This is a genomic window from Anaeroglomus insulsum, assembly GCF_050689095.1.
Lineage (GTDB): Bacteria > Planctomycetota > Phycisphaerae > Sedimentisphaerales > Anaerohalosphaeraceae > Anaeroglomus > Anaeroglomus insulsum.
In genome coordinates, this window is the sequence record NZ_JBOGCL010000007.1 from 163,674 (window position 1) to 186,155 (window position 22,482).

Below are 22,482 nucleotides of genomic sequence, written 5' to 3' on the forward strand. Positions count from 1 at the left end.
AGCATTATCGGGGCTTCCAATTACCTTCTTTATCGTAATTAATTGAACCAGCTAAACCACATGCATTCCAAACAGAGTCAAATGCAGGTTTAAGAATACGTTCAGTTTTTATTTTAAAATCATTTATAAGGATTTCTGGTACAATTAGATCATTCCGATCAATACAAACCACATCGTCATAATAAGATTGAGGTAATGCCATAACATAATTCTGCACCCCAAGTAATGAAAGACATAGCCAAATAGGTGGAGTAATCCCACATTTTTGTAAAGAAGAAATATATTGATTGGTTGATTCTATAATCTTTTTTTCAAAAACCCCTGATGGTATTGTTTTCTTTCTGTCTGATTGATCTTGCAGCATCGATCCTTCAACTGCCTCGATAATGCCATTATTGAATATTTGTGTATAACTTGTCACATAATTGTTCTCATGTCCTTGTTCATAGGTAAGATATCCATCAAAATTCAATCTGTGATTCCAACCACTTGAACCAATTGGAGGAAAATCATACTGACTATTATGTTCGAATTGAATCTTTGTCGTCAAATCAAAAGCAGATGCGGGAATTAAATGTAGAACGAATTTCCCACCAGAACATAACGGTAAAGGTGCGTTATTAATGGATATCAAAGAAAGTCTGTCATTTCTGAAATTCCTAATTTTTATGGCAATCGTTTCAGATTCCAGTATTGCACGCCTGATATCATTCACCTCAAATGGATATGTTCCACTGGAATGTCTGCCATGAAAACGATGATATTTCTGAATAGTTACTGCATGTGGACGAGATATACTTCTTGGAACTTCAATAATTAATACCTTTCTATTATTCGCCACATCGATAGCTTGGAACTCCACCCCTCTAATTGGGGGATCAACGGACATCCTCAATAGGTTCTCAAAATCTAACTTCAATTTATCAAATTCAGGTATTTCAACTCCTACAATTGATTTAGGTACACCTTCTGACTCTTCCATTCCGACAATAAGATAACCACCTACCGTATTGGCTAATGCACTAACATCAATAAGAAAATCTTTCTTGCCCTTATCATTTCCTGTATATAAATCCCGTTTGTAATCTAGTGTTCGACCCTCAGGAACCTGATCTTGAATTAATGTTTCAATATCTTCTAGCGTTATATCTTTGATTGATTTGTTAAATGGATGCATAAAGTATCCTCCTACGCTTTCACCCTGATTTTGCCTGTCAGGAGTTTTTACATAAAACACTTTTTCTGCTGTTTTATTACTTCCAGTTGTATCTGCTGGATTAAATATTAGGGACAGTTACGAATGGCGGTTGCTTAAGCGACATAGGCCTTCCTCCACTCGGCTCTTGTTGTCGTTAACATCGGATAGTGTTTCCAGTCTCTTCGCACCATGCGCGGCTCATTTCGGCCCGGTCTCCATTCGATCGGATGAGCGGCGATTTCACGCAACATGGCCTGATAGATAACTCGCAACTTCCAGAATGGTTCGATTCCTAATGCCGGAGCAAAACTGACAATGGCCCGCACCGCAAACACAAAACTGAATCGTAACGGGTCTTTTGTCTGGTTTTCCGCGGCCGCGAACGCATTTATTCAACACCTTCTCCAGCTTCCGAATACCCGGCTTATTTCTGATACGCAATCGGCACCAGGCACATAAAGCTGGCTTTATTGGATGCCGAAAGATTCTTGAACTGGTGCTTTTCATTCGGCTGGACGAGAATGCACTGGCCGGGTTTGAGGGGGATCGATCCTGTTTCCGTCACCGCTGCAATCTCGCCGGACAGAATCATCACCTCATGCTCAAACGCATGCGAATGGAACGGCGTATGCCCCCCGGCATCCAGTTCAAAGACCCGCATGGCAAACGTCGGAGCCTTGTCCGCCGGCCCAAAGACAACCCGAACAGACACATTTTTCGCCCCTTCCATCTGGACCGGAGACGCCGCAACATCGCTGATGGTTTTAATAATCATCGCTATTCTCCATGAAACAAGGTTCCTGAGTCTGCCAAAGTATCGTGGAATCGTCAGATTTTGTCAAATCGAAAAACATTGCCGTCGGCATCCACTCGAATCGTATCTCCTTCGGCAAATTTTCCGGCCAGCAGCTCATGGGCCAGCGGATTTTCAAGCCGCTGCTGAATCACCCGTTTGAGCGGACGAGCACCGAAGGACGGATCGTAGCCTTCATCAATCAATTGTTTACGTGCCCGATCGGTAAACTCCACTGTCAGGTGGCGATCCTTGAGCCGTGCAATCAGATTTCGCAGCTGGATATCCACAATCTTGCTCAGGTTGTCCTGTGTCAGAGTATGGAAGATAATCGTCTCATCAATCCGGTTGAGAAACTCCGGCTTGAACGACTGCTTGAGGGCCTCTTTGACATGGGCTTCGATCTCCCAGTCGGCCCCCTGCTGCTGACTCATCTGAAGAATCTGCTGGCTGGCAAAGTTGCTGGTCATGATAATCACGGTGTTCTTGAAATCCACCGTGCGGCCTTTGCCATCGGTCAGCCGGCCATCGTCAAACACCTGCAGCAGGACATTAAACACATCCCGATGGGCTTTCTCGATTTCGTCCAGAAGAATCACCGAATACGGCTTACGGCGTACCGCCTCGGTCAGCCTGCCGCCTTCTTCATATCCCACATAGCCCGGAGGAGCGCCAATCAGCCGGGCGACGGAGTGCTGTTCCATAAACTCGCTCATGTCGATGCGGACCATCCCCGCCGGGTCATTAAACAAAAACTCCGCAAGGGCCTTGGCCAGTTCGGTTTTGCCCACTCCCGTCGGCCCAAGGAACAGAAAGACCCCAATCGGCCGATTCGGATCCCCCAGCCCGGCCCGATTCCGCCGGACAGCATTGCAGATCGCCTCAACCGCTTCATCCTGGCCGACCACGCGATTGCGAATCTCATCTTCCATCTTCAGCAGACGCTCTCGCTGGCCGCTCATCAGCCGGGCCACGGGAATCCCCGTCCACTTGCTGACCACCTGGGCAATATGCTCTTCGGTTACTTCGTTATGCACCATCGTACTGCCATTGGCTCGGGCAAGGGCTTCCTCGGCGGCCTTGAGCTGTTTTTGCAGGCCGATGAGGGTCTCATATTTGAGCCGGGCTGCACGCTCCAGATCCCCTTTACGCTGGGCATCTTCGAACTCCATCTGGGCAGCCGTGATTTTCTCTTTGATTTCCTTGACCTGTCCGATGGCTTTTTTATCGCGTTCCCAGCGGGCGGTTAAGTCCTGGTCGCGGGCCTTCAGTTCCGCCAGCTGCTTTTGGGATTTCTGAAGCTGTTTGGCACTGGCCGCATCGGTTTCTTTTTTCAAGGCCTGACATTCAATCTCAAGCTGCATGATTTTACGGCGGATATCGTCCAGTTCGGCAGGCAGTGAATCATTTTCGATGCGCAGCCGCGATGCCGCCTCATCCACCAGGTCAATGGCTTTATCCGGCAAAAACCGGTCCGAAATATACCGGTTGGACAACGTCGCCGCCGCCACCAGCGCCGCATCTGCAATCCGTACGCCGTGGTGGGCATCGTAGCGGTCTTTGAGTCCGCGAAGAATGGCTATCGTTTCTTCAACCGAAGGCGGATCCACCATAATCGGCTGGAATCGCCGCTCGAGGGCCGCATCCTTTTCGATGTATTTGCGGTATTCATCGAGCGTTGTCGCCCCGATACATCGCAATTCCCCGCGTGCCAAAGCGGGCTTGAGCAGGTTGCCAGCATCGACGGCCCCTTCAGCCTTGCCTGCTCCGACGATGGTATGCAATTCATCGATAAAGAGAATAATTTGTCCATTGGAGCCGGTTACTTCTTTTAATACCGCTTTGAAACGTTCTTCGAACTCGCCGCGGAATTTAGTCCCTGCGATCAACGCCCCCATATCCAGAGCAATCAGTTTTTTATCTTTCAAGCCTGCGGGGACATCGCCGGTTACAATCCGCTGGGCCAGCCCTTCGACAATCGCGGTTTTACCGACGCCGGGTTCGCCAATCAGAACCGGATTATTTTTGGTCCGCCGGTTCAATACCTGCATACACCGGCGAATTTCATCGTCGCGTCCGATGACCGGGTCGAGCTTGCCCTTGCGGGCCTGTTCCAGCAAATCGATCCCAAACCGCTCGAGGGCTTTGTATTTGCTTTCCGGGTTGTCATCGGTGACCTTCTGGCCGCCACGAAGTTCCTCCACGGCCTGTTCGATCTGTTTGACTGTCACGGAGTTGACGCTGAGGATTTCCTTGGCGTCGCTTTTGATGTCAGCCAGTGACAACAGGAGATGTTCAACACTGAGGTAATCATCGCCCATCTTATCCGCCCGATTCTGGGCATCAAGAATGACCTGAGTATAGGCAGGGTCCGGCATAAGCTGAGTCCCCACCGAGCCTTTGGGCAGACGATTCAGTTCACTGTCGGTCATGGAATGGATTCGCGAGACATTGGCTCCGATTTTCTTTAATATCTGAACACCAAGTCCCTCCTGGTCATCCAGCAGAACATACAGCAAATGCAATGGGGTCATCATGGTATGATTGCGTGCCATGGCCATTTGCTGACTGGTCGCCAGGGCTTCCTGAACTTTGACTGTAAATTTATCAAATTTCATCGTTCACTTTCCTTTCCTCGTGATTTATCCCACGAGCCATTAGAGTTAGTGCAAACGATGTGCCGGCAGAGCAATTATTTGTATCTCTATTCCATAAAATAAGTTAGAGATATGAATACAGAATCACTGCTATGCCAATATGGCAGATTGCCCCAGTCTGTGCATTTCAGGATGACGGATTTCAGCGATGACGGGCCAGTTTGGCAAATTCTTCAATCAACGCCCTGGTGTGTTTGCCGCAGGTGCCAGTTCCGATAGTCTGGCCGTCAAACTGAACAATGGGGACGATGTCTTTGGTGGTTACAGCCATAATCAGTTCATCGCACTGGGCCGCTTGGGCGGGTGTCAGATTTTTTTCGATGATACTCAGGCCGCAGTTTTTGGCTATTTTGACAACCACGCTGCGTGTAATGGACGGCAAAATATCAGACCCAAGAGGTCTTGTTATAAGAGCCTTCTGTTTGGCATCCACAGCAAAAAATGCACTGCCGGAGCCTTCGGTGATCTCGCCAGCGTCGTTGACAAGGATAGCTTCGTAGCAGCCTTTTTTCTCAGCAACCATTTTGGCCATGACATTGGGCAGCAGATTCAGTGATTTAATATCACAGCGTTTCCAGCGTAAGTCTGGATATGTGCAGACTTTAATGCCATGTTCCTTTTCGCCGGGCTTGTCGATCAATGCATTGACAGTCAGAAAGAAATTAGGATTTAAGTTCTTTCCGGGTAGATGGTTACGAGGTTCCGAACCACGCGTGATGTGAAAATACAAGCGGGCGTTGCCAAAGCCGGATTTTTGATAGGCTTCCAAAACTTTTCGACGCACTTGTGCAATATCTATGTTTTCAATCCAGATTTCACGCAAGCTGCGTTCAAATCGTTCCAGATGTTCATCGAGGGCAAAGATTTGGCCGTCATAGCTGCGAAGGACTTCATAAACGCCGTCGCCAAAAAAAATGCCGCGATCCAGATAAGCTGGGTCGATTTTTGACATTGGAAACATATCATCATTAATCATCGCAAGTTCCATCTGCGGTGTTCTCCTAAAAAAAGACTAAAACAACCTATTTATATCACATATTACAATGATAACTTTTATTATATTTCGTCAAAACAGGTAAAAAAGAGTAATCAAAACCCTGGTACGGGCTTTATGTTATGAAAACAAACACGGTTTTGATATATGATGGATATTTTATCCATTTATATAGCAGTAAAAACAAAGTTTTCAGAAAAATATCACGGGTTTATAACTTTTTTCTTTACAATTGCTCATGGAACACTAAAATAACGGGTCTTTGTTGTATGCTAAAGTAAATATTGGAACTCTATCAGTATAGATCGAGGAGTCATCATGTACGCGATTATCGAACAAGGCGGAAAACAGTTTAAGGTCTCTCAGGGAGACGTTATTAATATTGAACTGACCGAAGTTGCCCCGGATGCCAAGACCATTGAGCTGAACAAGGTTTTGTTCGTCAGTGACGGTGACCAGGTCAAGATCGGCACCCCCTACCTGGAAGGTGCCAAGGTTATTGCCAGCTTCAAGGTTTCTGCGGCCGACGCCGTCGTTAAAGGCCCCAAGGTCATCGCAATGACCTTCCGCAGACGTAAAAACAGCGCCAAGAAGATTGGCCATCGGCAGAAATATCTGCAGGTCACCATCGACAGCATCGAAGCTTAATTTGCTGCAGAATTCATTTGAAATTTAAAAGCCCGGATCAACGCCGGGCTTTTTTTATGCACCCAAAACGATGGCTCTGTCTATCAGACAGGTCGGCAAAGACAATTTCACCCGTAAACGGCAGCTCCAAGCAGTATCTATCCCTGCTTAACGCACAAGACAACCCGCATCACCTGTGCCGCATCATAGGCACCCTTTGTTATACCCAATGGGCATGATTACTCCGCGAGCAAAAAAGCTCGTGGTTGAAGCGAGTGTACTTAGCCGCAACGAAACGGGAAATTTCAAGCAGGATTAGTATCCTTCGTAACGACGCCTTTTTTCAGAATGATATTGGCATACAACGCCGATTCACCCGTGGCCACCACCGCAAAGGCTTTTTTGGCCCGTTCATAGAATGCAAATCGTTCAACAAATTCAAAATCCGTAAATTTTTCGCCGCTGTCCCTGAGGATGGTACGGTACTGATCCCATATTGGAGTCTTGACGGTATCGCCGGGAACCACCTGCATCAGGGCCACCGGCCGGGGGACATAGATATCCAGCGGAAACAGCTTCAATATTGCTTCCAGGACCGGCGGCACGCCGTGGCCATCGGCACGAATCAGCCGCTGCGCAATGGACGCGGCGGGAAAATTACCATCGGCAATGACGATTTCATCGCCATGGCCCATTTCCATCAACACCTTTAACAGCTCCGGACTCAGGATAGCGGGGATGTGTTTAAGCATAGGAATCTCCTGACTTTGTCATTCTAATATTTATGTCCATGCACATTGGACGTTCTAAACCCATAAATGGCAATCACCACAAAACAAATCAGCGGCAGTACAAAGGAGGCCCGTGTACTGGACAAAACCATAAAGCCGATATTCACTGCGTTCTGGTCCATAATCCATCCCTGCATGGGGGGCATCAGACAGCCGCCGCCGATGGCCATAATCAGGCCTGCCGCTCCCAGCTTGGCATCATCACCAAGCCCCTTGAGGGCAATGCCGTAAATCGTTGGGAACATCAGCGACATACAGGCCGAAACCCCAACCAGCGAAAGCAGGCCGCCAAGCCCCTTGACATGAAGGATTCCATAATAGAAACCCTTAATATAGCCAGCCAGTTGAGCAGCCATACCCTCTGTCTGGCGATACTGGTCAATATACTGCTGGAACTGGGCCCCCGTTTGAGGACTGCCGGGGATGAAAATCGTACCCAGAATCAGCAACAATCCTCCAATGGACAGACTCAGCAGTAAGCCGCCGGGGCTGAAGAATTTGAGCAGGAACGTGCAGATAAAACGGCTGCTGACAAAAATGACCATGGCTACCATGTTGAACATCTGGCCATTGGTCTTGCTCATACCCAGTTCATTTTCGGCATACTGAATAATAAAGGTCCAGCACATAATCTGAACGCCCACATAAAAGGCCTGGGCAATTACGCCTTCGATATATTTTTTATTGGAGAGCAGCCGCATCAATGTGGCTCCCAGATGCAGCGATGTATCCTCTTCCCCTTTGCTGCGCGGCAATCGGGCAACGGCAAAAATAACAAAGGCTACCAACACCACCAGGCCTAACATCAGATAAGGCTTAATGATCACAGATAAATCATGCTGACATATGGTGTAGAATTGCTCCGGGGCGGTATCTCGCAACGTTCGGCGAGTCGCTTCATCGGTGCTATCCAGTCTGGCGAGAATGAAATTCCGGGCCACCAGCATCCCCAGCAGCGACCCCATGGGGTTGAAGGATTGAGCAAAATTGAGGCGGCGAGTCGAGGTTTCTTCTGGCCCCATCGCCAGAATATAGGGATTGGCACTGGTTTCCAGAAACGACAGACCACAGGTCATTACAAAATAGGACATCAAGAAGGCCCAGAACGCCATCATCCAGCCGGAGGGGATGAACATCAGACACCCGGCAGCATATAACGCCAACCCGACCAGAATCCCGGCTTTATAGCTGAACCGCTTGATGAACAAGGCGGCAGGAAAAGCCATCACGCAATAGCCGCCATAAAAGGCAAACTGAACCAGCGAGCTTTCGAAATTGCTGATCAACAGGATATTCTTGAACGCAGCAACCATGGGATTGGTGATATCATTGGCAAAGCCCCATAGCGAAAACAGGGTCGTTACCAAAATGAACGAAAAAATCAAATCCCTGGGAATCACGGGTTTATGCGAAAGGGGTTGTGCCGGGCTGCCTGAGCTTGTTTGGGCCATACGTTTACCTTTCCTTGAAAGTCAAACCTGCCTATTTCAGTTCCTCGTCAAAGACCACCGCCACTTTGCCGCATTTGCCGCTGGCCATGAGGGCATAGGCCTCGCCGACCCGGTCCAGCGGGAAACGGTGGGTAATGAGCGTTTCGGGGTGGATATTCCACCGGACCAGCCGTTCGACCAATTCTTCCATCCGCCAGAGGTTAGTCACCCAGGAACCATAGATGGTCTTTTGGTCGTGGATTATATCCGGGGAGGGCTGGAAGGAGCAAGTCCCGCCTTCGCCAAGAAATACGATTTTACCCCATTTGCGGGTGGCCTGGATACAGGTCAGTCGGGCTTTGTCGTTGGCGGAGCAATCGACCGACCGTTCAACACCGTTGCCGCCGGTGAGGCTGCGAATCTGGGCAACATTGTCCGGTCCAGCCTTGAACACCGCATCAAAGAGGTTCATTTTTTGAGCAATGGCAAGCCGCTCGTCAATCACTTCGATACCGTAGATTTTGGCTGCCCCCATGGCCCGAGCCAGCATGGCCGTGGCAAGCCCCACCGGCCCCAGTCCGGTCACCAGCACTGCATCATTGCCGCAGATGCCGATTTTTTCCAGGCCTTCATAGACAGTCCCAAAACCGCAGGCAACCTGGGCACCGTCGGAATAGGTCAGCGGCTCAGGGAGAAAGACGAGGTCTTTTTCCTCGGCCAGCAAGTACTCTGCCATCCCGCCGTCCCGCTGCCAGCCATAGGCACGGCGGTATTTTTCGCTGGTGCAGGAAATCATATAGCCCCGCCTGCAGTCGTTGCAGACGCCGCAGCCGGAAATGTGATAGATAATCACACGATCACCGGTTTTGAACCGTCGGCAGCCCGGGCCGCACTCCACAATCTGTCCGGCCGGTTCGTGGCCGGCAATCATGCCTTTCTGATAGCCTTCGGGGCCTTTGCCCAGATGTTCATGATAGATGCAGCGAATGTCCGAACCGCAGATGGTGGACGATTTCATTTTAATAAGCACTTCGCCATGGCCGGGAGACGGTATCGGAAACTGTTTAATCTCAACAGTACTGTTGCCCGGCAGGATAGCACCACGCATGGTTTTCATGAGAACTCCTTATTTTCCTGATTACTGCTTGATTTTCATTTTAAAAACAACAGCATGGTCACAGGGCCACTGGCGGACCGGCTTGATGGTCAGTCCTTCGGCGTCCTGGGTCCATTGCAATTTTTCTTTACTGCCAACCAGACGGCAGTCGGTAATTGACACCCCGGCCAGCGATTTGATTTTCAACTCCGTTGTCGGCACGCCGAGAGCGATGGCATACAGTGTATTGCCTTTGGTGGTGAAGCGAATATCGTCGGCCTTGAACGGATAGTCTTCCTTGAAATGACCGCCGCCGACAACCGTCGGGCCTTCGCCATAGACTTTCCAGGGCCGCGTGCCATAGATGGCTTCGCCGTTCATCTCCATCCAAGGCCCCAGTTCGGCCAGCAATTTCTCGGATTCCGGCGGCAGGCTGCCATCGGGCCTGAGCACGATATTGAGCAGCATGTTGCCATTTTTGCTGACGATATCGGCCAGCAGGCGAATGACCTGCCCGGTGGTTTTATAACGGTCGTGTGTCCGGTAATACCAGTCGCCGTTGGAGGTGTCGGTCTGCCAGGGGAGCGGATTGATGTCCTTCATCGCCCCGCGTTCGACATCCTGTACGCAGGCCTGACGGTTAAATTCGCCCGAGCCAATGTCTTTGCAGGTGTACACCGCCTGAAGTTTGCCATGGTGCTGCTGCATGTTGGTATTGTAGAAATGTGCCACCAGCTCCCTGCCGACTTCGCCAAACGGGAATCCGCCATCGGAATAAAGCAAATCCGGATGGTATTGATCTACGAGGTCCCGAATTCGCTTTTGCCAGGTCTGCTGCCACTGCGGGTTTTTGGCATACCATTTGTCACCGCCACCGAAGGGTTCATCGTGTTTTGGATGGTAAAGATCCCAGTAATTCGGGTCGTTACCATCATACGGGACGCCGGCTTTGGGACCGTCTTTGTCGGCACCATGGCTGGAGGTAAACCAGGTATAACTGGCCGCCAGATGTTCGGAGACACCAAAATACAAGCCATATTTTTCGGCAGCAGCCTGCCACTGGCCAACAATATCCCGCTGGGGTCCCATCTTGACCGCATTCCAGCGATGATATGTCGAATTCCACAGATCGAAATTATCATGGTGAACAGCCATGCTGACAAAATACTTCGCTCCGGCTTTTTTATACAACGACATCAGATAATCGGGGTCCCATTTTTCTGCTTTCCAGAGGGGGATAATATCTTTATAGCCAAACTCGGAAGGATGGCCGTAGGTTTTGACGTGAAAATTGTACGCACCATCGCCCTGCAGATACATCCGCCGGGCATACCAGTCCCCCTGTCCGGGTACGGCCTGCGGACCCCAGTGGGCCCAGATACCGAATTTGGCGTCGCGGAACCATTCGGGGGCCTGATACTGCTGGAGCGATTCCCATGTGGCATTAAAGGGTTTTGCTTTCGAGGCACAGCCCTGCAGCACCACCGCTGCAGCTGAAATAGAGATTAAAAGCGATAATTTGACTCGACTCATTGTGCTTTTCCTTTCTCCATCAATCGTTAATTTCCATTCAGATATCCTGATGCTCAATTCTCTGGAATGACGGGGGCCAACTGGATATCCCAGATATTTACCGCTTTCCAGGCTGAATGATCGGCAGCAGCCAGAATAAGATGATAAACGCCCGGTTTCTCAAAAACTATACTGCCGGTGTCAACGGTCATGGGTTTTTCCCAGCTTGCAGATGCGGGAATAGATATGGTGAGTTGATTTTTTTGTGCGGTCAACAGCAGTTGCGAAGCCCCTGAGGCTGCAGCAAAATGGCCCCGAACCAGATATTTGCCCGCCGCAGGAATACGAACCAGCCAGTGAACGGATTCCTGGGGATTGTCCCAGTAACCAATGTTGGACTGGTTATTTCTTGTTTCGATGGCAATCTTTTCACCTTCCAGTGTTGCCTGTTCAGCCTGCAGTGTAATCACCTGCGAGGTCCCAAACGGATTGGCCGTCAGGTCAAAGCCTTCCAATTTAAAACTGAACGCATATTGACAGGGCCGTTTTGAGTCGTCCAGTGTCGGCGTATGAATCGTAATGCTTTTATCGGGATTGACCGTATAGGACACCTTTGCATCGCTGCCCAGAAGCGATACGCGGGCGCCAGCGGCATTCCGAACAGTCACGGAATCAAGGGTAAAATCACTATTGGGCCAGCCCAGGCAGATGGCATACAGAATCTTGCCATCCTTGCTGCGGGTAAAACGGATATCCTGGGGCGTGTAGTGAATGGTATCCAGAAAACCGCCGCCTCTGGTCATCCGGGTGGGACCCTGGCCGTATATCAGCCACGGACGGGTGGCATAAATGGCTTCCCCGTTTATTTTGAGCCATTGGCCCATTTCACGAAGCAACTGCTGCTGACTGTCGGTAATGGTCCCATCGGCTTTGGGGCAGACATTCAGCAGCAAAATGCCGTTTTTGCTGACGATGTCAATCAGCTCATGAATCAGCTCCACGGCGGGCTTGACTTTCAAATCCTGGACCCAGCTCCAACTGTTATAGGCAGTGGAATCATCGGTTTGCCAAAGCTGGGGGTTGGAGTCTTTCATCCTGCCCCGTTCGATATCCAGCACGCCCACACCGGCAGGCAAATTATCGCCCTTGCGGGTAATGATGACGTCCTTGCCCCACTCGGCCTGTTTGTTGTAATAATAGGCGGCAAATTTACGCTTGTACGCATCGGGAACATTTCCAAGGCAACCATCAAACCAGATCTGGTCCGGCTGATAGGCGTCAATCACCTCCTGGAGTTTGATAAACCAGCGGTCGTAGGCAATTTTGGGGTCTTTAAACTGGCCGTAGAGGTCTTCGAATTTCGGGTCGGCGGTATCCCAGCCCGGTTTGGCGGTATAATATCCCTGGACATTGAAGGCATGATGAAACGACGTGATGATTTTCATATCCCGCTTGCGGATGGCAGCGACTAATTCCCCGACAACATCCCTTTGGGGTCCCATGTCTTTGGCATTCCAGCGGTTGACTTTGGACGCCCACATCGAAAATCCGTCGTGGTGTTCGGCGACCGGGCCGGCAAATTTTGCACCCGCTTGCTTATACAATTCCGCCCATTGCTCCGGGTCAAATTTTTCCAGCTTGAACTGCGGAATAAAGTCTTTATAACCGAAGGTTGAGGGATCACCATAGGTGGCAACATGATGCCTATAGACTGCGTCATTTTCCTGATACATCAGACGAGGATACCATTCGGTGCCAAAGGCAGGGACACAATACACTCCCAGATGAGCATAGATTCCAAATTTGGCATCGGCAAACCATTCCGGCACAGGATGCGTGGATAAAGACTCCCAGCTTTCCTGATAGACTCGGGTATCCTGCTGGGACAACCCCTGTTGTGCGGTCATCAGGAGCAGAAGACAACACAACCCAATCCAACTAAAGTTCTTCATGATATCTCCTACAAGAGTACTGGATTTATTGTTGTACTTTATGCCGGCGTAATCTCACCATGGATATCCCAGAGGTCTTCCCAGCTTTGATTGGGCTTCCACAGAAACACCTGCCCTTTGATGAGACGACAGTTTTTGTCAATTGTGGAAATCGCCTGCATTTCGGATTCGCTCAGAGGCTCGCCCACGGCGGCTTTGAGATTATCCAGATAATGATTAACCGAAAACGGGATGGGAACCTGCCCGCGCTGAATGGCCCACTTGATGCAGACTGCAGACGGATGAATACCATGCTTTCGGGCGATCTCCAGAATCACCGGATCTTCCATATCGACCGTGTCTTCCGGGGTTCTGTCGCGTTCGGGGCGTCCCGGCGAACCGAGCGGACAATAACCGATTGGCAGAATATTGTTATCGATGCAAAACTGGAATAATTCCGGCTGCTGGAAATGCGGGTGGAGTTCCATTTCGTTACAGGCCGGCTTGATTTCGGCATCCCGCAGCAGCAATTTGAGCTTGGGGATGGTCATATTGGAGGTACCAATGTGGCGAACCAGCCCGGCCTTGACCAGCCGTTCCATCTGTCGCCAGGTTTTCATATACTCGTCGTGAATATAGGGACGAGCGTCGGGACTGCGGGATGTAACATCGCATTTGGGTGCGTGGTAATTAGGAAACGGCCAGTGAACCAGATATAAATCCAGATAGTCTAACTGCAGATCCTTGAGACTCTTGGCACAGGAAATCAATACATCCCCCCGGCCATGCATATCATTCCAGACTTTGGAGGTAACCCACAAATCCTGCCGCTTGACTACACCACTGTGAAACAACTGCGAGAAAATCTCGCCAATACAATTCTCATTGCCATAGACCGATGCACAGTCGATATGGCGGTACCCTGCCTCAATTGCGCCACGTACGGCCTGGGCAACCTCAGAACCACTAACATGGTCAGAGCCAAATGTACCTAAACCGATGGCTGGAATAGACGCGCCAGAGGACAGTTTTTTGTGTGGAACCTGTTTTGGATCAACCCTATCCCGGGCATCACTACCTTTTTGCTTCATGATCATCTCCTTAACATGGTTTAGTTGTATGGTTCTTACTATACTGATTTAGCCTTAACCTGCGACACCATATTTTGCATATATTATCGCCATTTTGCGCAATTTTCTCTTGCATCAAAGCCCTTCGTCGAGTACATAATTGTGATAATTTAGGTAATCGGTATGCAGAAAACACCCAAAATCATCCTGATGCTGGATTCGTCCCGAGCAGCCGACCGCGGCATGATCCGGGGGATTATGGATTACGCTACTCAGCGTGGAAGCTGGTCGTTTTATCGACATTCCCCCCTGTTTTTAAAAGCCCCATTCAGCCCCAGCAACCAGGACGACCTGCTGGCACGTCTGCGAAGCCTTGATGCCGACGGAATTATCGGGTACCTGCCCTCGTCGCGCACAATCCAGCAGCTCCTGATTCAGCACCGTTTTCCGGCCGTCACCATTCCGCTCAAAAAACTCATTCCGGGCATTGTCAACGTCCTTCAGGATCCGGCCATCGGTGCCCTCGGAGCCAAGTATCTCCGCGACCTGGGTTTTGAGCATTTCGCTTTTTGCGGGCAGGACAATTACTGGTCGCAGGTCCGCCAGGAGGGATTCACGGACTATCTGAAAACATTCCAGATTCGCCCGTTGCTATTCTGCGATACTGTATCCAGAACATCCATTGAAACCCGTCAACAACGCCTGTGTCAATGGCTGCAAAGTCTTCCCAAGCCCATTGGTATCATGACCTGTAATGATGAAAAAAGCATGGAACTGGTCGAGGCGTGTCGGGAGGCCGGGCTGCATATCCCTAATGAAATCGCGATTCTGGGTGTCGATAATGATGAGATGATTTGCGGATTGAGCCATCCGCCGCTGTCCAGCATCGAATTGAACTTCCAACAGGTCGGGTACAAAGCCGCCGAGACGCTGGACCTGATGATCTACCGCAAAAAGGAAAAATACGACGATTTGATCTTTAGGCCCATGGGAATTGTAACACGTCAGTCCACAGATATCCGGGCGATTCATGATGAGGATGTAGCGGAGGCGATTCGTTTTATCCACAACAACGCCAAACGCGATATTCGTGTCGAGGATGTAGTCAACGCAACCGCTATTTCGGTCCGAAGCCTGCAATTGCGGTTTAAAAAAATCGTCGGACGCGGCATCAGTCAGCACATTCGAATGATTCGGATTCAACAGCTGGCCCATCAGATCATCCATTCCAACCAGCCTATCTCAATCATCGCCAGGGAATTGGATTTCCACGACATCAATCACGTGTCCCGGATCTTTCGAAGAGAAATGGGAATCAGCCCGCTGGAATACCGCAAGAAATTCAGACTATAACCCCCCTCCTGCAATCGTCGGCACGGGTGGGCGATTGGGGCCGGCAGTACTCCTCCCCACCATGGCAATGCGGGGAAAGCAGTCCCTGTCGCTGGACACGGTAAGAAACCGGCTGCAGCCGCAGCAGTAAAACCAGACCTGCCGGGTCTATCTTTTCTTGCTGAAATACTGTTCAATCTCTTCGAGGGTCTTGCCCTTGGTTTCGGGCAGGAAGAAGGCGGCAGTGATAAAGTAAACCACCGTGCACCCGGCCCAGAACATAAACATCGCTGCATAGCCGTATTTGCCGACTGTCGGCAAAAAGACCGCCGCAATCGACGTTGAGACGAACTGATTGACCAGCAGCGCAATGCTCATGCCATTGGAACGGATCCGTGTCGGCATCAGTTCCGACAGTGCCAGCCAGACGCATACCCCCGGGCCAACGGCAAAAAATGCTATAAATCCCAGCAGACATAAGGCCACCAGCCAGCCATGGGTCGTATCCGGCACCGGCCCGACCAGAACCTTGCGGACCACCAGCGGAGCCGAAGCCGCATCGGCGGGGTCGGCAAACGGATTCAGATGCAGCGACCGGAAAAACTTACCAATAACGCTGTCAGGCTGAACCACACTGGAGCGTGTAATTTCAACCGGCCTGGCCACCGGGTCGTCGGTTCGACGGGTCTGCACGCCGGTAAACGGGCCATAAGAATAGACAAACGTCGCCTGCATGGGCCGTGTTACAGGCTGACCGGTTAGCAACTGACAGCCGGCAGCGTCAAACATCAATGACAGGCCCCCTCCATCCTGAGTCCGGGTCACCAATGGGCGAACCGCTTCAACATAATCGGTGCGACCTCGCTCGGCCTGATAAAACAAAATCGCAGCCGAAGCCAGGCAAATCACTATGCCCGCACTGCCCAACGTCAGCAAAAACTTGCGTCCCTTGCGGTCCACCAGTATCACCGCAACAACCGTCATGATGCAGTTGAGAATCTTGATGCTCAGATCCCCCCAATTGGCAACCGAACCGGGAAGACCAGCCTGGTTGAGGATATTGACCACATACGCAAGAATGGAATTGACGCCGGTCGCCTGGGTACAGGCCAGGACAATCACGGCAATAACAAACGGAATGACGTATTTGCGGCTCAGCAGCGAATCCTTCTGCCCCGCAGCTGTTGACTGTACAGGCTGAGAGGTTGCGGCCATCTCCTCTAATTCGACCTGGGCCTGTTCCGGCGTGCGCGAGCGTTTCAAGGCCGCTAAAGCGGCTTGGGACCTGCCCCGGCGGAACAGCCAGCGAGGCGATTCGGTCAGCAGCAGCGTCCCCAGGCAGAACAATAAACCCGGCATCAGGGATACCCAGAAGATACTCCGCCAGGCATTATCCTTGGCAGCATTAATCTTCTGTGCTGCCTGAACTTTATCCACAAGCTCCGCGGCTGCGGCAATGACCCCATCGACCTTGTTGGCATAATATAATCCCACCCCTGCCGCCAGGACCAGGCCCAGCGTCAGCATCCATTGAAATATCCCGGTCCCTTTGCCGCGCTGGCCGGCGGGAAGACATTCAGCCAGATACAGCGGAATGACCACTCCAATCAGGCCGCCACTGATCCCCTGAAGCAGACGCCCCGACAGCAGCACGCCATAGCCCTGCGACAGGCAAATCGTCGGCACACTGATTACAAACAGCAGCCCCGCCCCGAACATAATCCATTTGCGGCCAAAGACATCCGACAGAAAGCCTGCGAATAGAGACGACAAGACGCTGCCCAGTAAAACGGCAGCCACAATGAATGACAACTGCTGTGCGTCCAGCCCGGATGTGGCCTCCAGGTACGGCAATGCCCCCGCAATAATGCCGACATCGATCCCATAAAGCAATCCTCCCAATCCTGCAATGGTCAGCAGCAGCATACGATAACGCCCCAGCCCGGAAACCGCTTCAGTCGAACTCATAACCGTACTCCTGTTTTCAGTGTGTTCCAGATGATGTTCTTGGACTTCTGTCTTTTTACCCCCCGCACCCCGACAAGTCAAGACGAACCTCTTGCTGCCGGCCCTGGATAACCAATAGAAATGATGATTGCCAGCAGCCAAAGAGCCACACGGCGGATGCTGACGGCCCAAGCCGCGACAAACCAGGACCGGTCCAGCCGGACCTGAATTATTTGTTTTTGGAAGCTTCGGTCGGCTGCGGAGCTTTTAACAGCACAAATATAGTAATACCCACACCACACAAAATCAGATAGAGGCTGATATTTTGCGAGATGGTGCCGCCTTTGTAGAGTGTCCACCAGGCATATTCAAAGGGATTATCATCCCGCAAACCCTCAACCCACAGCCGCAGAATACCGTAAATCCACATCACCGTCGCCATCGTCAGACCCGGATGACGTGACGCCCAGAACCGCCAGAACAGAAACATGGCCCCCGCCAGTGTGAATGCATATCCGCTTTCAATCAGCTGTGTCGGATACACCTTCAGACAGCGGTATGGTCCTGCCACCAGCTCTTTCTGCCGGTCGGTCAACATCGCATACGGCTTTAGTGAGGCCTGATATTTCTCATCGGGTCGGGCGGGAATCCAGGATTGTTTATCCGGACTCAGCCAGCCGAAAAAATCGTCATCAATATGCAACAACGGTTCCGCACGATTCCGTGCCGGATCAGGACGGACCTGGCTGTTATAGGCCAGCGAATCATAAGGAAAGCGAATCCCGATAGGGCTGTCGGTCACTTTGCCATAGCAGCAGCCATTCAGAAGACAGCCAATCCGGCCAAATCCCGATCCGATCATCAGGCCCACAGCCAAAATATCCAGACACATCCGGATCGGCATCTTCATTTTCCGCAGATAAATCAGCAGAACCGCCCCGGCAAAAATCACACCCCCGAGAAATTCAAACCCAGATCCGGAAAAAATCGAAGCAAGATTTCCCCTGAACTGGTCATAATGATGAATCACATAAAACAGCTTAGACCCCACCAGCCCGGACATAAGGGCATACAGCCCGGCATTGCCGAGGACCTCACCATCCAGCCCCGCCCGACGTGCCATCCGCCGCATCACCCACAACGCGACCAGGAAACCAATGACTATCATGGTACCATAACTGTGGACGGTCAGGTGAACAAAAGGGATTTCAAACAGCCTGGGATGCATCGGGGATTATTTGAGAAGCTTAAAGTGATTGTTTTCGTCACAGGCCAGAACACTGGGCTTATGGGTCTTGAGTTCCTCTGGGGTCATATAGGCAAAATTCATAATAATCACAATATCACCAGGGTCAAACAGCTTGGCCGCGGCCCCCAGGACCGTAATTTCCCCGCTGCCGGCTGGTGCGGGAACCACATAGGTCTCGACGCGCTGACCGTTGGTTACATTGGCAACCAGTACTTCCTCATAAACGGCGATATTGGCCGCCTTGAGCATATCCGAGTCAATCGCTATGGAACCGGGGTAGTCAACCTTGGTCGCCGTAACCCGTCCGCGATGAATTTTGCCTTTCAGAGCCTTCAAAAACATCGGCTTAAATCCTCAATTCAACTCTTTTTTAATCCAAATTTAAAACAATCATTATAACTGAAAACGCAGGGGGTTCAAGAAGATTAACATATTATCAATCAGCCGGGCCGGACCCACACGAAAGGCAATAGCAACCAGGGCATCCCGGTCAATTACCTGCAGGGGTTGAAGGTTTTTGGCATCGACAATCGATACATAGTCCGGCGTCCCCCCTGCCGCGGTCAAAACCTTTTCCATCTGGCTGACTAATTCTGAAACCGAGACAACGCCCCTTTCAACCTGCTGCTTGCACAGGCACAGGGCCTGATACAGGCACACCGCCCGCCGGCGGTCATCCGGTGAAAGATAACGGTTGCGACTGCTCATGGCAAGCCCATCGGCCTCACGAACGATGGGACAAATTTTCATCTGCATCGGAAAATTCAGGTCGTTTACCATCCGACACAGCACCGCCGCCTGCTGGGCATCCTTCTGCCCGAAATAGGCAATATCCGGCAGCACAATATGAAACAGCTTCGTGCAGACCGTCGTCACCCCGCGAAAATGCCCCGGACGACTGGCCCCGCAAAGCCCTTCGCTGAGTTTTTCCACATCCACCCACGACAGATTTTTTTCAGGATACATCTGCTCGACTGTCGGAGCAAAAATACAATCCGCCCCCATCGCAGCACATAGTTTCGTATCGTCCTCCAGCGTCCGCGGATACCGGCTAAAATCCTCCGTCGGCCCAAACTGGGTCGGATTCACAAAGATACTGACGACTACATAGCCGCATTCAGAGCGAGCCTTCTGAATCAGCGAACCATGACCGGCGTGCAGTGCCCCCATCGTCGGTACAAATCCTATGGTTTTGCCTGCTTTGCGTGCGGCAGCCACCGCTGAACGAACCTCATTTATTGTGTGGACCAGGTGCATTTGTCTGTTTCCTCGTTTGTAACATACCAGCTTATCTCACGGGCCAGTGTTTCGACCTGCTCGGGCAGCTGGCACTCCTGGGCCCGAATACGAATCACCGGACAGGCCGTCCACTGCTCGAATAATTCATTATACCATATTTCCAGATTGGCCAGAAACTCCGGCTGAATCCCCTGCTCAAACGGCCGATGCCGCTGATGGATTCGCTGAAGGCAATGCTCGACCGTATCCTCCAGATAGATCACCACCGTCGGGACCGTCGCCTTTTTGTGCTGCTCCGGATAGATGGTCTCATACTCGGCCAGCATCTTTGGCCCCAGCCAGCTCCGAGCATAAATCAAGGCCTTTTCGAACACATAATCATTGACATAAATCCGCCCGCCCTGAAGCACCTCAGGCGAAAGCTGACGAACACTGCTGGACAGAAAATACAATTCCGAAGCCAACGCCAGTTCCGTATGGCCCGCGTAAACCTCCGCCAGATAAGGATTTTTATCAAATTCCTCAAAGATCGCCTGCCCCGCCAGGGCCTTGGCCAGCCCACGTGTCAGCGTCGTCTTGCCTACACCAATCAGCCCCGCAATGGAAATCAATCGCGGCGTCTGTGGCCTGACAAAATAATTCTGCCCGTTGAGCCGTCCTGCCAGCGTCCGCATATCCCGCCGCAGAACCGGATGCACCCGCTCCGGGCAAAGCTCTGCCAGACCTGTCAGGACAAAACTGCGCAGGTGAAGCTGTCGATGCGGCACGGCCAGCCAGGGGGCACAAATCACCTGATCTCCGTACAGCAGCAAATCCAGATCGATGGTGCGGGGCCCCCATTTTTCCGCTCGCACTCGCCCAAGCCGCAGCTCAATATCCTGCATGGCCTTGAGCAGCTCCTCCGGCATCAAAGACGTCTCAATCTCGGCAACCGTATTGAGATAATTCCCACCGCCTGCATCTCCCATCGCTTGGCTTTCCACAATCCGGCTTTGCCGACACAGCCGGCAGCCCGGCACCTCAGCAAGCATCTGTGCCGCCGAACGGATAAACAACTGGCGGTTTCCTTCATTGGACCCCAGCCCAATATATGCGATTGTTAAATGCATGATGTCTTTTAGAAACCACCGATTACACCGATGCCACAGAACACTTCACAGGAAAAAAAATGAGGTCATCGGCCCACTTTGTGGTTTTTGTTGTTTGCACCCGCTGCCCGTGTTAGAGATTCGCAATGCGTTCCATGGCTTCTTTGACTTTGTCGGGCTGGTTAAAGGCACTCAGCCGCAGATAGCCTTCACCCGCAGAACCAAAACCGGCTCCCGGCGTGCCAACTACATGAGCCTTATTCAGCAGCATATCAAAGAATTCCCACGAGCCAACGCCCTGCGGCGTCTTGACCCAGACATAGGGCGCATTGCGCCCGCCAAAGACAGTATAACCCATCGTCGTCAGTGCATCCACCATCATCGCGGCATTGGACATATACAGGTCGATAATCTTGCGAACCTGCTGCTTACCCTGCGGGGAATAAACCGCCGCCGTCCCAAACTGGGTCACATAGCTGACACCGTTGAATTTCGTGCAGTGCCGCCGATTCCAGATGGGTGCGACTTCGACCGCCTTGCCGTCTTTGGTATAGGCCTTCAACTGCCTGGGCACGACGGTAAAGGCACAGCGAACGCCGGTGAAACCAGCGGTCTTGGAATAACTGCGGAATTCGATAGCCACGTCTTTAGCCCCGTCAATTTCATAAATCGTATGCGGAATCGATGCATCACGGATGAACGCCTCGTACGCCGCATCAAAGAGAATCAGGGCCTTGTTCTGCCGGGCGTAGTCCACCCAGACCTTCAACTGCTCTTTGGTTGCCACGGCCCCGGTCGGATTATTCGGATAACACAGATATATAATATCTACCTTCTGTTTGGGCAAGGCAGGCACAAAGTTATTCTCGGCAGTACAGGGAAGATAGACAATCCCGGCATACCGGCCGCTGGCGTCACATTCGCCTGTCCGCCCGGCCATCACATTGGTATCCACATACACCGGATATACAGGGTCTGTTACCGCAATTACATTTTCCAGACCGAAGATTTCCTGAATATTACCGGTGTCGCACTTGGCCCCGTCACTGACAAAAATTTCATCAGGATCAATGGTGACTCCACGTGAGGCATAATCATTCTCAGCGATGGTCTTACGCAGAAAATCGTAGCCCTGCTCCGGCCCATAGCCGTGAAATGTCTCACGTTTGCCCATCTGGTCAACCGCTTCGTGCATCGCCTTGATCACCGCTTCCGGCAACGGCTCAGTCACATCGCCGATACCCAGGCGAATAATACGGGCCGACGGGTTGGCCTTGGCAAAAGCAGCCACACGACGTCCGATTTCAGGGAATAAATATCCCGCTTTCAGTTTTAAAAAGTTCTCATTGACGGTAATCATAGTCAAATATCCTTAATTTCTTACGCATCATAGTCACAAAATACTGCCCCTGGGTGCAACATGATCGAGTCCACAGCCATCCCTAAGCACATCACGCTCGCAGGGTCACAAAAGTCGATACACTATAGATGAAAACCCCTCCCCCGTAAAGCGTTTTTTCACAATCCC

19 protein-coding genes are annotated in these 22,482 nt (G+C 51.2%); 2 read left to right on the plus strand and 17 right to left on the minus strand.

Going from position 1 to position 22,482, the window contains the following annotated elements:
• Positions 1-4 precede the first annotated feature (4 nt).
• The 5 genes from ACQ9LF_RS08145 to ACQ9LF_RS08165 all read right to left on the minus strand — a co-directional run bounded on the left by ACQ9LF_RS08145 (position 5) and on the right by ACQ9LF_RS08165 (position 5,636).
• Entirely contained in the window at positions 5-1,177 is a 1,173-nt protein-coding gene (locus ACQ9LF_RS08145; protein ID WP_462488890.1) for an AlbA family DNA-binding domain-containing protein, read from the minus strand.
• Positions 1,178-1,311: 134 nt separating this feature from the next.
• Positions 1,312-1,533 (minus strand): hypothetical protein, encoded by a 222-nt coding sequence (locus tag ACQ9LF_RS08150; RefSeq protein WP_462488891.1) that lies wholly within the window; start codon positions 1,531-1,533, stop codon positions 1,312-1,314.
• Between the two features lie 89 nt (positions 1,534-1,622).
• On the minus strand, positions 1,623-1,973 hold the full coding sequence (locus tag ACQ9LF_RS08155; RefSeq protein WP_462488892.1) for a cupin domain-containing protein: 351 nt from the start codon (positions 1,971-1,973) through the stop codon (positions 1,623-1,625).
• 53 nt (positions 1,974-2,026) lie between these two features.
• Positions 2,027-4,609 (minus strand): ATP-dependent chaperone ClpB, encoded by a 2,583-nt coding sequence (gene clpB / locus ACQ9LF_RS08160; RefSeq protein WP_462488893.1) that lies wholly within the window; start codon positions 4,607-4,609, stop codon positions 2,027-2,029.
• 181 nt (positions 4,610-4,790) lie between these two features.
• Positions 4,791-5,636 carry an aminotransferase class IV gene (locus ACQ9LF_RS08165; RefSeq protein ID WP_462488894.1) on the minus strand — a complete coding sequence of 282 codons (846 nt, stop codon included), beginning with the start codon at positions 5,634-5,636 and terminating at the stop codon, positions 4,791-4,793.
• A 324-nt stretch (positions 5,637-5,960) separates the two neighbouring features.
• Here ACQ9LF_RS08165 and rplU point away from each other — a divergent pair, with 324 nt between their 5' ends.
• Complete coding sequence (gene rplU, locus ACQ9LF_RS08170; protein WP_462488895.1) at positions 5,961-6,290, plus strand: 50S ribosomal protein L21; 330 nt, start codon at positions 5,961-5,963, stop codon at positions 6,288-6,290.
• A gap of 284 nt (positions 6,291-6,574) precedes the next feature.
• Here the strand turns inward: rplU and fucU are convergent, their stop codons facing one another.
• The 6 genes from fucU to ACQ9LF_RS08200 are packed head-to-tail and all read right to left on the minus strand — an operon-like array spanning position 6,575 to position 14,120.
• Complete coding sequence (gene fucU, locus ACQ9LF_RS08175; RefSeq protein ID WP_462488896.1) at positions 6,575-7,021, minus strand: L-fucose mutarotase; 447 nt, start codon at positions 7,019-7,021, stop codon at positions 6,575-6,577.
• 23 nt (positions 7,022-7,044) lie between these two features.
• A complete protein-coding gene (gene fucP, locus ACQ9LF_RS08180; protein WP_462488897.1) occupies positions 7,045-8,511 on the minus strand; it encodes an L-fucose:H+ symporter permease in 1,467 nt (488 codons plus the stop codon).
• A 31-nt stretch (positions 8,512-8,542) separates the two neighbouring features.
• Complete coding sequence (locus tag ACQ9LF_RS08185; protein WP_462488898.1) at positions 8,543-9,607, minus strand: zinc-dependent alcohol dehydrogenase family protein; 1,065 nt, start codon at positions 9,605-9,607, stop codon at positions 8,543-8,545.
• A gap of 21 nt (positions 9,608-9,628) precedes the next feature.
• Positions 9,629-11,119, minus strand: a complete 1,491-nt coding sequence (locus ACQ9LF_RS08190) for an alpha-L-fucosidase (RefSeq protein ID WP_462488899.1) — start codon at positions 11,117-11,119, stop codon at positions 9,629-9,631.
• A 53-nt stretch (positions 11,120-11,172) separates the two neighbouring features.
• Positions 11,173-13,050 carry an alpha-L-fucosidase gene (locus tag ACQ9LF_RS08195; RefSeq protein WP_462488900.1) on the minus strand — a complete coding sequence of 626 codons (1,878 nt, stop codon included), beginning with the start codon at positions 13,048-13,050 and terminating at the stop codon, positions 11,173-11,175.
• A 38-nt stretch (positions 13,051-13,088) separates the two neighbouring features.
• Positions 13,089-14,120 (minus strand): aldo/keto reductase, encoded by a 1,032-nt coding sequence (locus ACQ9LF_RS08200; protein WP_462488901.1) that lies wholly within the window; start codon positions 14,118-14,120, stop codon positions 13,089-13,091.
• A gap of 162 nt (positions 14,121-14,282) precedes the next feature.
• On the opposite strand from ACQ9LF_RS08200, the gene ACQ9LF_RS08205 reads away from it, so the two are divergent.
• Positions 14,283-15,452, plus strand: coding sequence for a XylR family transcriptional regulator (locus ACQ9LF_RS08205; protein ID WP_462488902.1), 1,170 nt, complete (start codon positions 14,283-14,285; stop codon positions 15,450-15,452).
• Between the two features lie 147 nt (positions 15,453-15,599).
• On the opposite strand, the gene ACQ9LF_RS08210 is transcribed toward ACQ9LF_RS08205, so the two are convergent.
• From ACQ9LF_RS08210 to ACQ9LF_RS08235, 6 genes are all read right to left on the minus strand, one after another.
• On the minus strand, positions 15,600-17,399 hold the full coding sequence (locus ACQ9LF_RS08210) for an MFS transporter (protein WP_462488903.1): 1,800 nt from the start codon (positions 17,397-17,399) through the stop codon (positions 15,600-15,602).
• Positions 17,400-17,607: 208 nt separating this feature from the next.
• Positions 17,608-18,606: a prolipoprotein diacylglyceryl transferase gene (locus ACQ9LF_RS08215; protein WP_462488904.1), complete on the minus strand. Its 999-nt coding sequence runs from the start codon at positions 18,604-18,606 to the stop codon at positions 17,608-17,610.
• 6 nt (positions 18,607-18,612) lie between these two features.
• Complete coding sequence (gene panD / locus ACQ9LF_RS08220; protein WP_462488905.1) at positions 18,613-18,969, minus strand: aspartate 1-decarboxylase; 357 nt, start codon at positions 18,967-18,969, stop codon at positions 18,613-18,615.
• A gap of 51 nt (positions 18,970-19,020) precedes the next feature.
• Complete coding sequence (gene panC, locus ACQ9LF_RS08225) at positions 19,021-19,884, minus strand: pantoate--beta-alanine ligase (RefSeq protein WP_462488906.1); 864 nt, start codon at positions 19,882-19,884, stop codon at positions 19,021-19,023.
• Entirely contained in the window at positions 19,863-20,975 is a 1,113-nt protein-coding gene (gene folK, locus ACQ9LF_RS08230; RefSeq protein WP_462488907.1) for a 2-amino-4-hydroxy-6-hydroxymethyldihydropteridine diphosphokinase, read from the minus strand. The genes panC and folK overlap by 22 nt, the downstream gene beginning before the upstream one ends.
• Before the next feature lie 112 nt (positions 20,976-21,087).
• Positions 21,088-22,314, minus strand: coding sequence for an LL-diaminopimelate aminotransferase (locus ACQ9LF_RS08235; RefSeq protein ID WP_462488908.1), 1,227 nt, complete (start codon positions 22,312-22,314; stop codon positions 21,088-21,090).
• Positions 22,315-22,482: the final 168 nt, after the last annotated feature.

Excerpts from the sequence above, each read along its gene's own strand:
- ACQ9LF_RS08205 (WP_462488902.1), top strand. The coding sequence starts at position 14,283 with ATGCAGAAAACACCCAAAATCATCCTGATGCTGGATTCGTCCCGAGCA.
- panD (WP_462488905.1), bottom strand. The coding sequence starts at position 18,969 with ATGTTTTTGAAGGCTCTGAAAGGCAAAATTCATCGCGGACGGGTTACG.
- ACQ9LF_RS08195 (WP_462488900.1), bottom strand. The coding sequence starts at position 13,050 with ATGAAGAACTTTAGTTGGATTGGGTTGTGTTGTCTTCTGCTCCTGATG.
- ACQ9LF_RS08210 (WP_462488903.1), bottom strand. The coding sequence starts at position 17,399 with ATGAGTTCGACTGAAGCGGTTTCCGGGCTGGGGCGTTATCGTATGCTG.
- ACQ9LF_RS08215 (WP_462488904.1), bottom strand. The coding sequence starts at position 18,606 with ATGCATCCCAGGCTGTTTGAAATCCCTTTTGTTCACCTGACCGTCCAC.
- ACQ9LF_RS08155 (WP_462488892.1), bottom strand. The coding sequence starts at position 1,973 with ATGATTATTAAAACCATCAGCGATGTTGCGGCGTCTCCGGTCCAGATG.
- ACQ9LF_RS08190 (WP_462488899.1), bottom strand. The coding sequence starts at position 11,119 with ATGAGTCGAGTCAAATTATCGCTTTTAATCTCTATTTCAGCTGCAGCG.
- rplU (WP_462488895.1), top strand. The coding sequence starts at position 5,961 with ATGTACGCGATTATCGAACAAGGCGGAAAACAGTTTAAGGTCTCTCAG.
- folK (WP_462488907.1), bottom strand. The coding sequence starts at position 20,975 with ATGCATTTAACAATCGCATATATTGGGCTGGGGTCCAATGAAGGAAAC.
- panC (WP_462488906.1), bottom strand. The coding sequence starts at position 19,884 with ATGCACCTGGTCCACACAATAAATGAGGTTCGTTCAGCGGTGGCTGCC.
- fucU (WP_462488896.1), bottom strand. The coding sequence starts at position 7,021 with ATGCTTAAACACATCCCCGCTATCCTGAGTCCGGAGCTGTTAAAGGTG.
- clpB (WP_462488893.1), bottom strand. The coding sequence starts at position 4,609 with ATGAAATTTGATAAATTTACAGTCAAAGTTCAGGAAGCCCTGGCGACC.
- ACQ9LF_RS08145 (WP_462488890.1), bottom strand. The coding sequence starts at position 1,177 with ATGCATCCATTTAACAAATCAATCAAAGATATAACGCTAGAAGATATT.
- ACQ9LF_RS08185 (WP_462488898.1), bottom strand. The coding sequence starts at position 9,607 with ATGAAAACCATGCGTGGTGCTATCCTGCCGGGCAACAGTACTGTTGAG.
- fucP (WP_462488897.1), bottom strand. The coding sequence starts at position 8,511 with ATGGCCCAAACAAGCTCAGGCAGCCCGGCACAACCCCTTTCGCATAAA.
- ACQ9LF_RS08165 (WP_462488894.1), bottom strand. The coding sequence starts at position 5,636 with ATGGAACTTGCGATGATTAATGATGATATGTTTCCAATGTCAAAAATC.
- ACQ9LF_RS08200 (WP_462488901.1), bottom strand. The coding sequence starts at position 14,120 with ATGAAGCAAAAAGGTAGTGATGCCCGGGATAGGGTTGATCCAAAACAG.
- ACQ9LF_RS08235 (WP_462488908.1), bottom strand. The coding sequence starts at position 22,314 with ATGATTACCGTCAATGAGAACTTTTTAAAACTGAAAGCGGGATATTTA.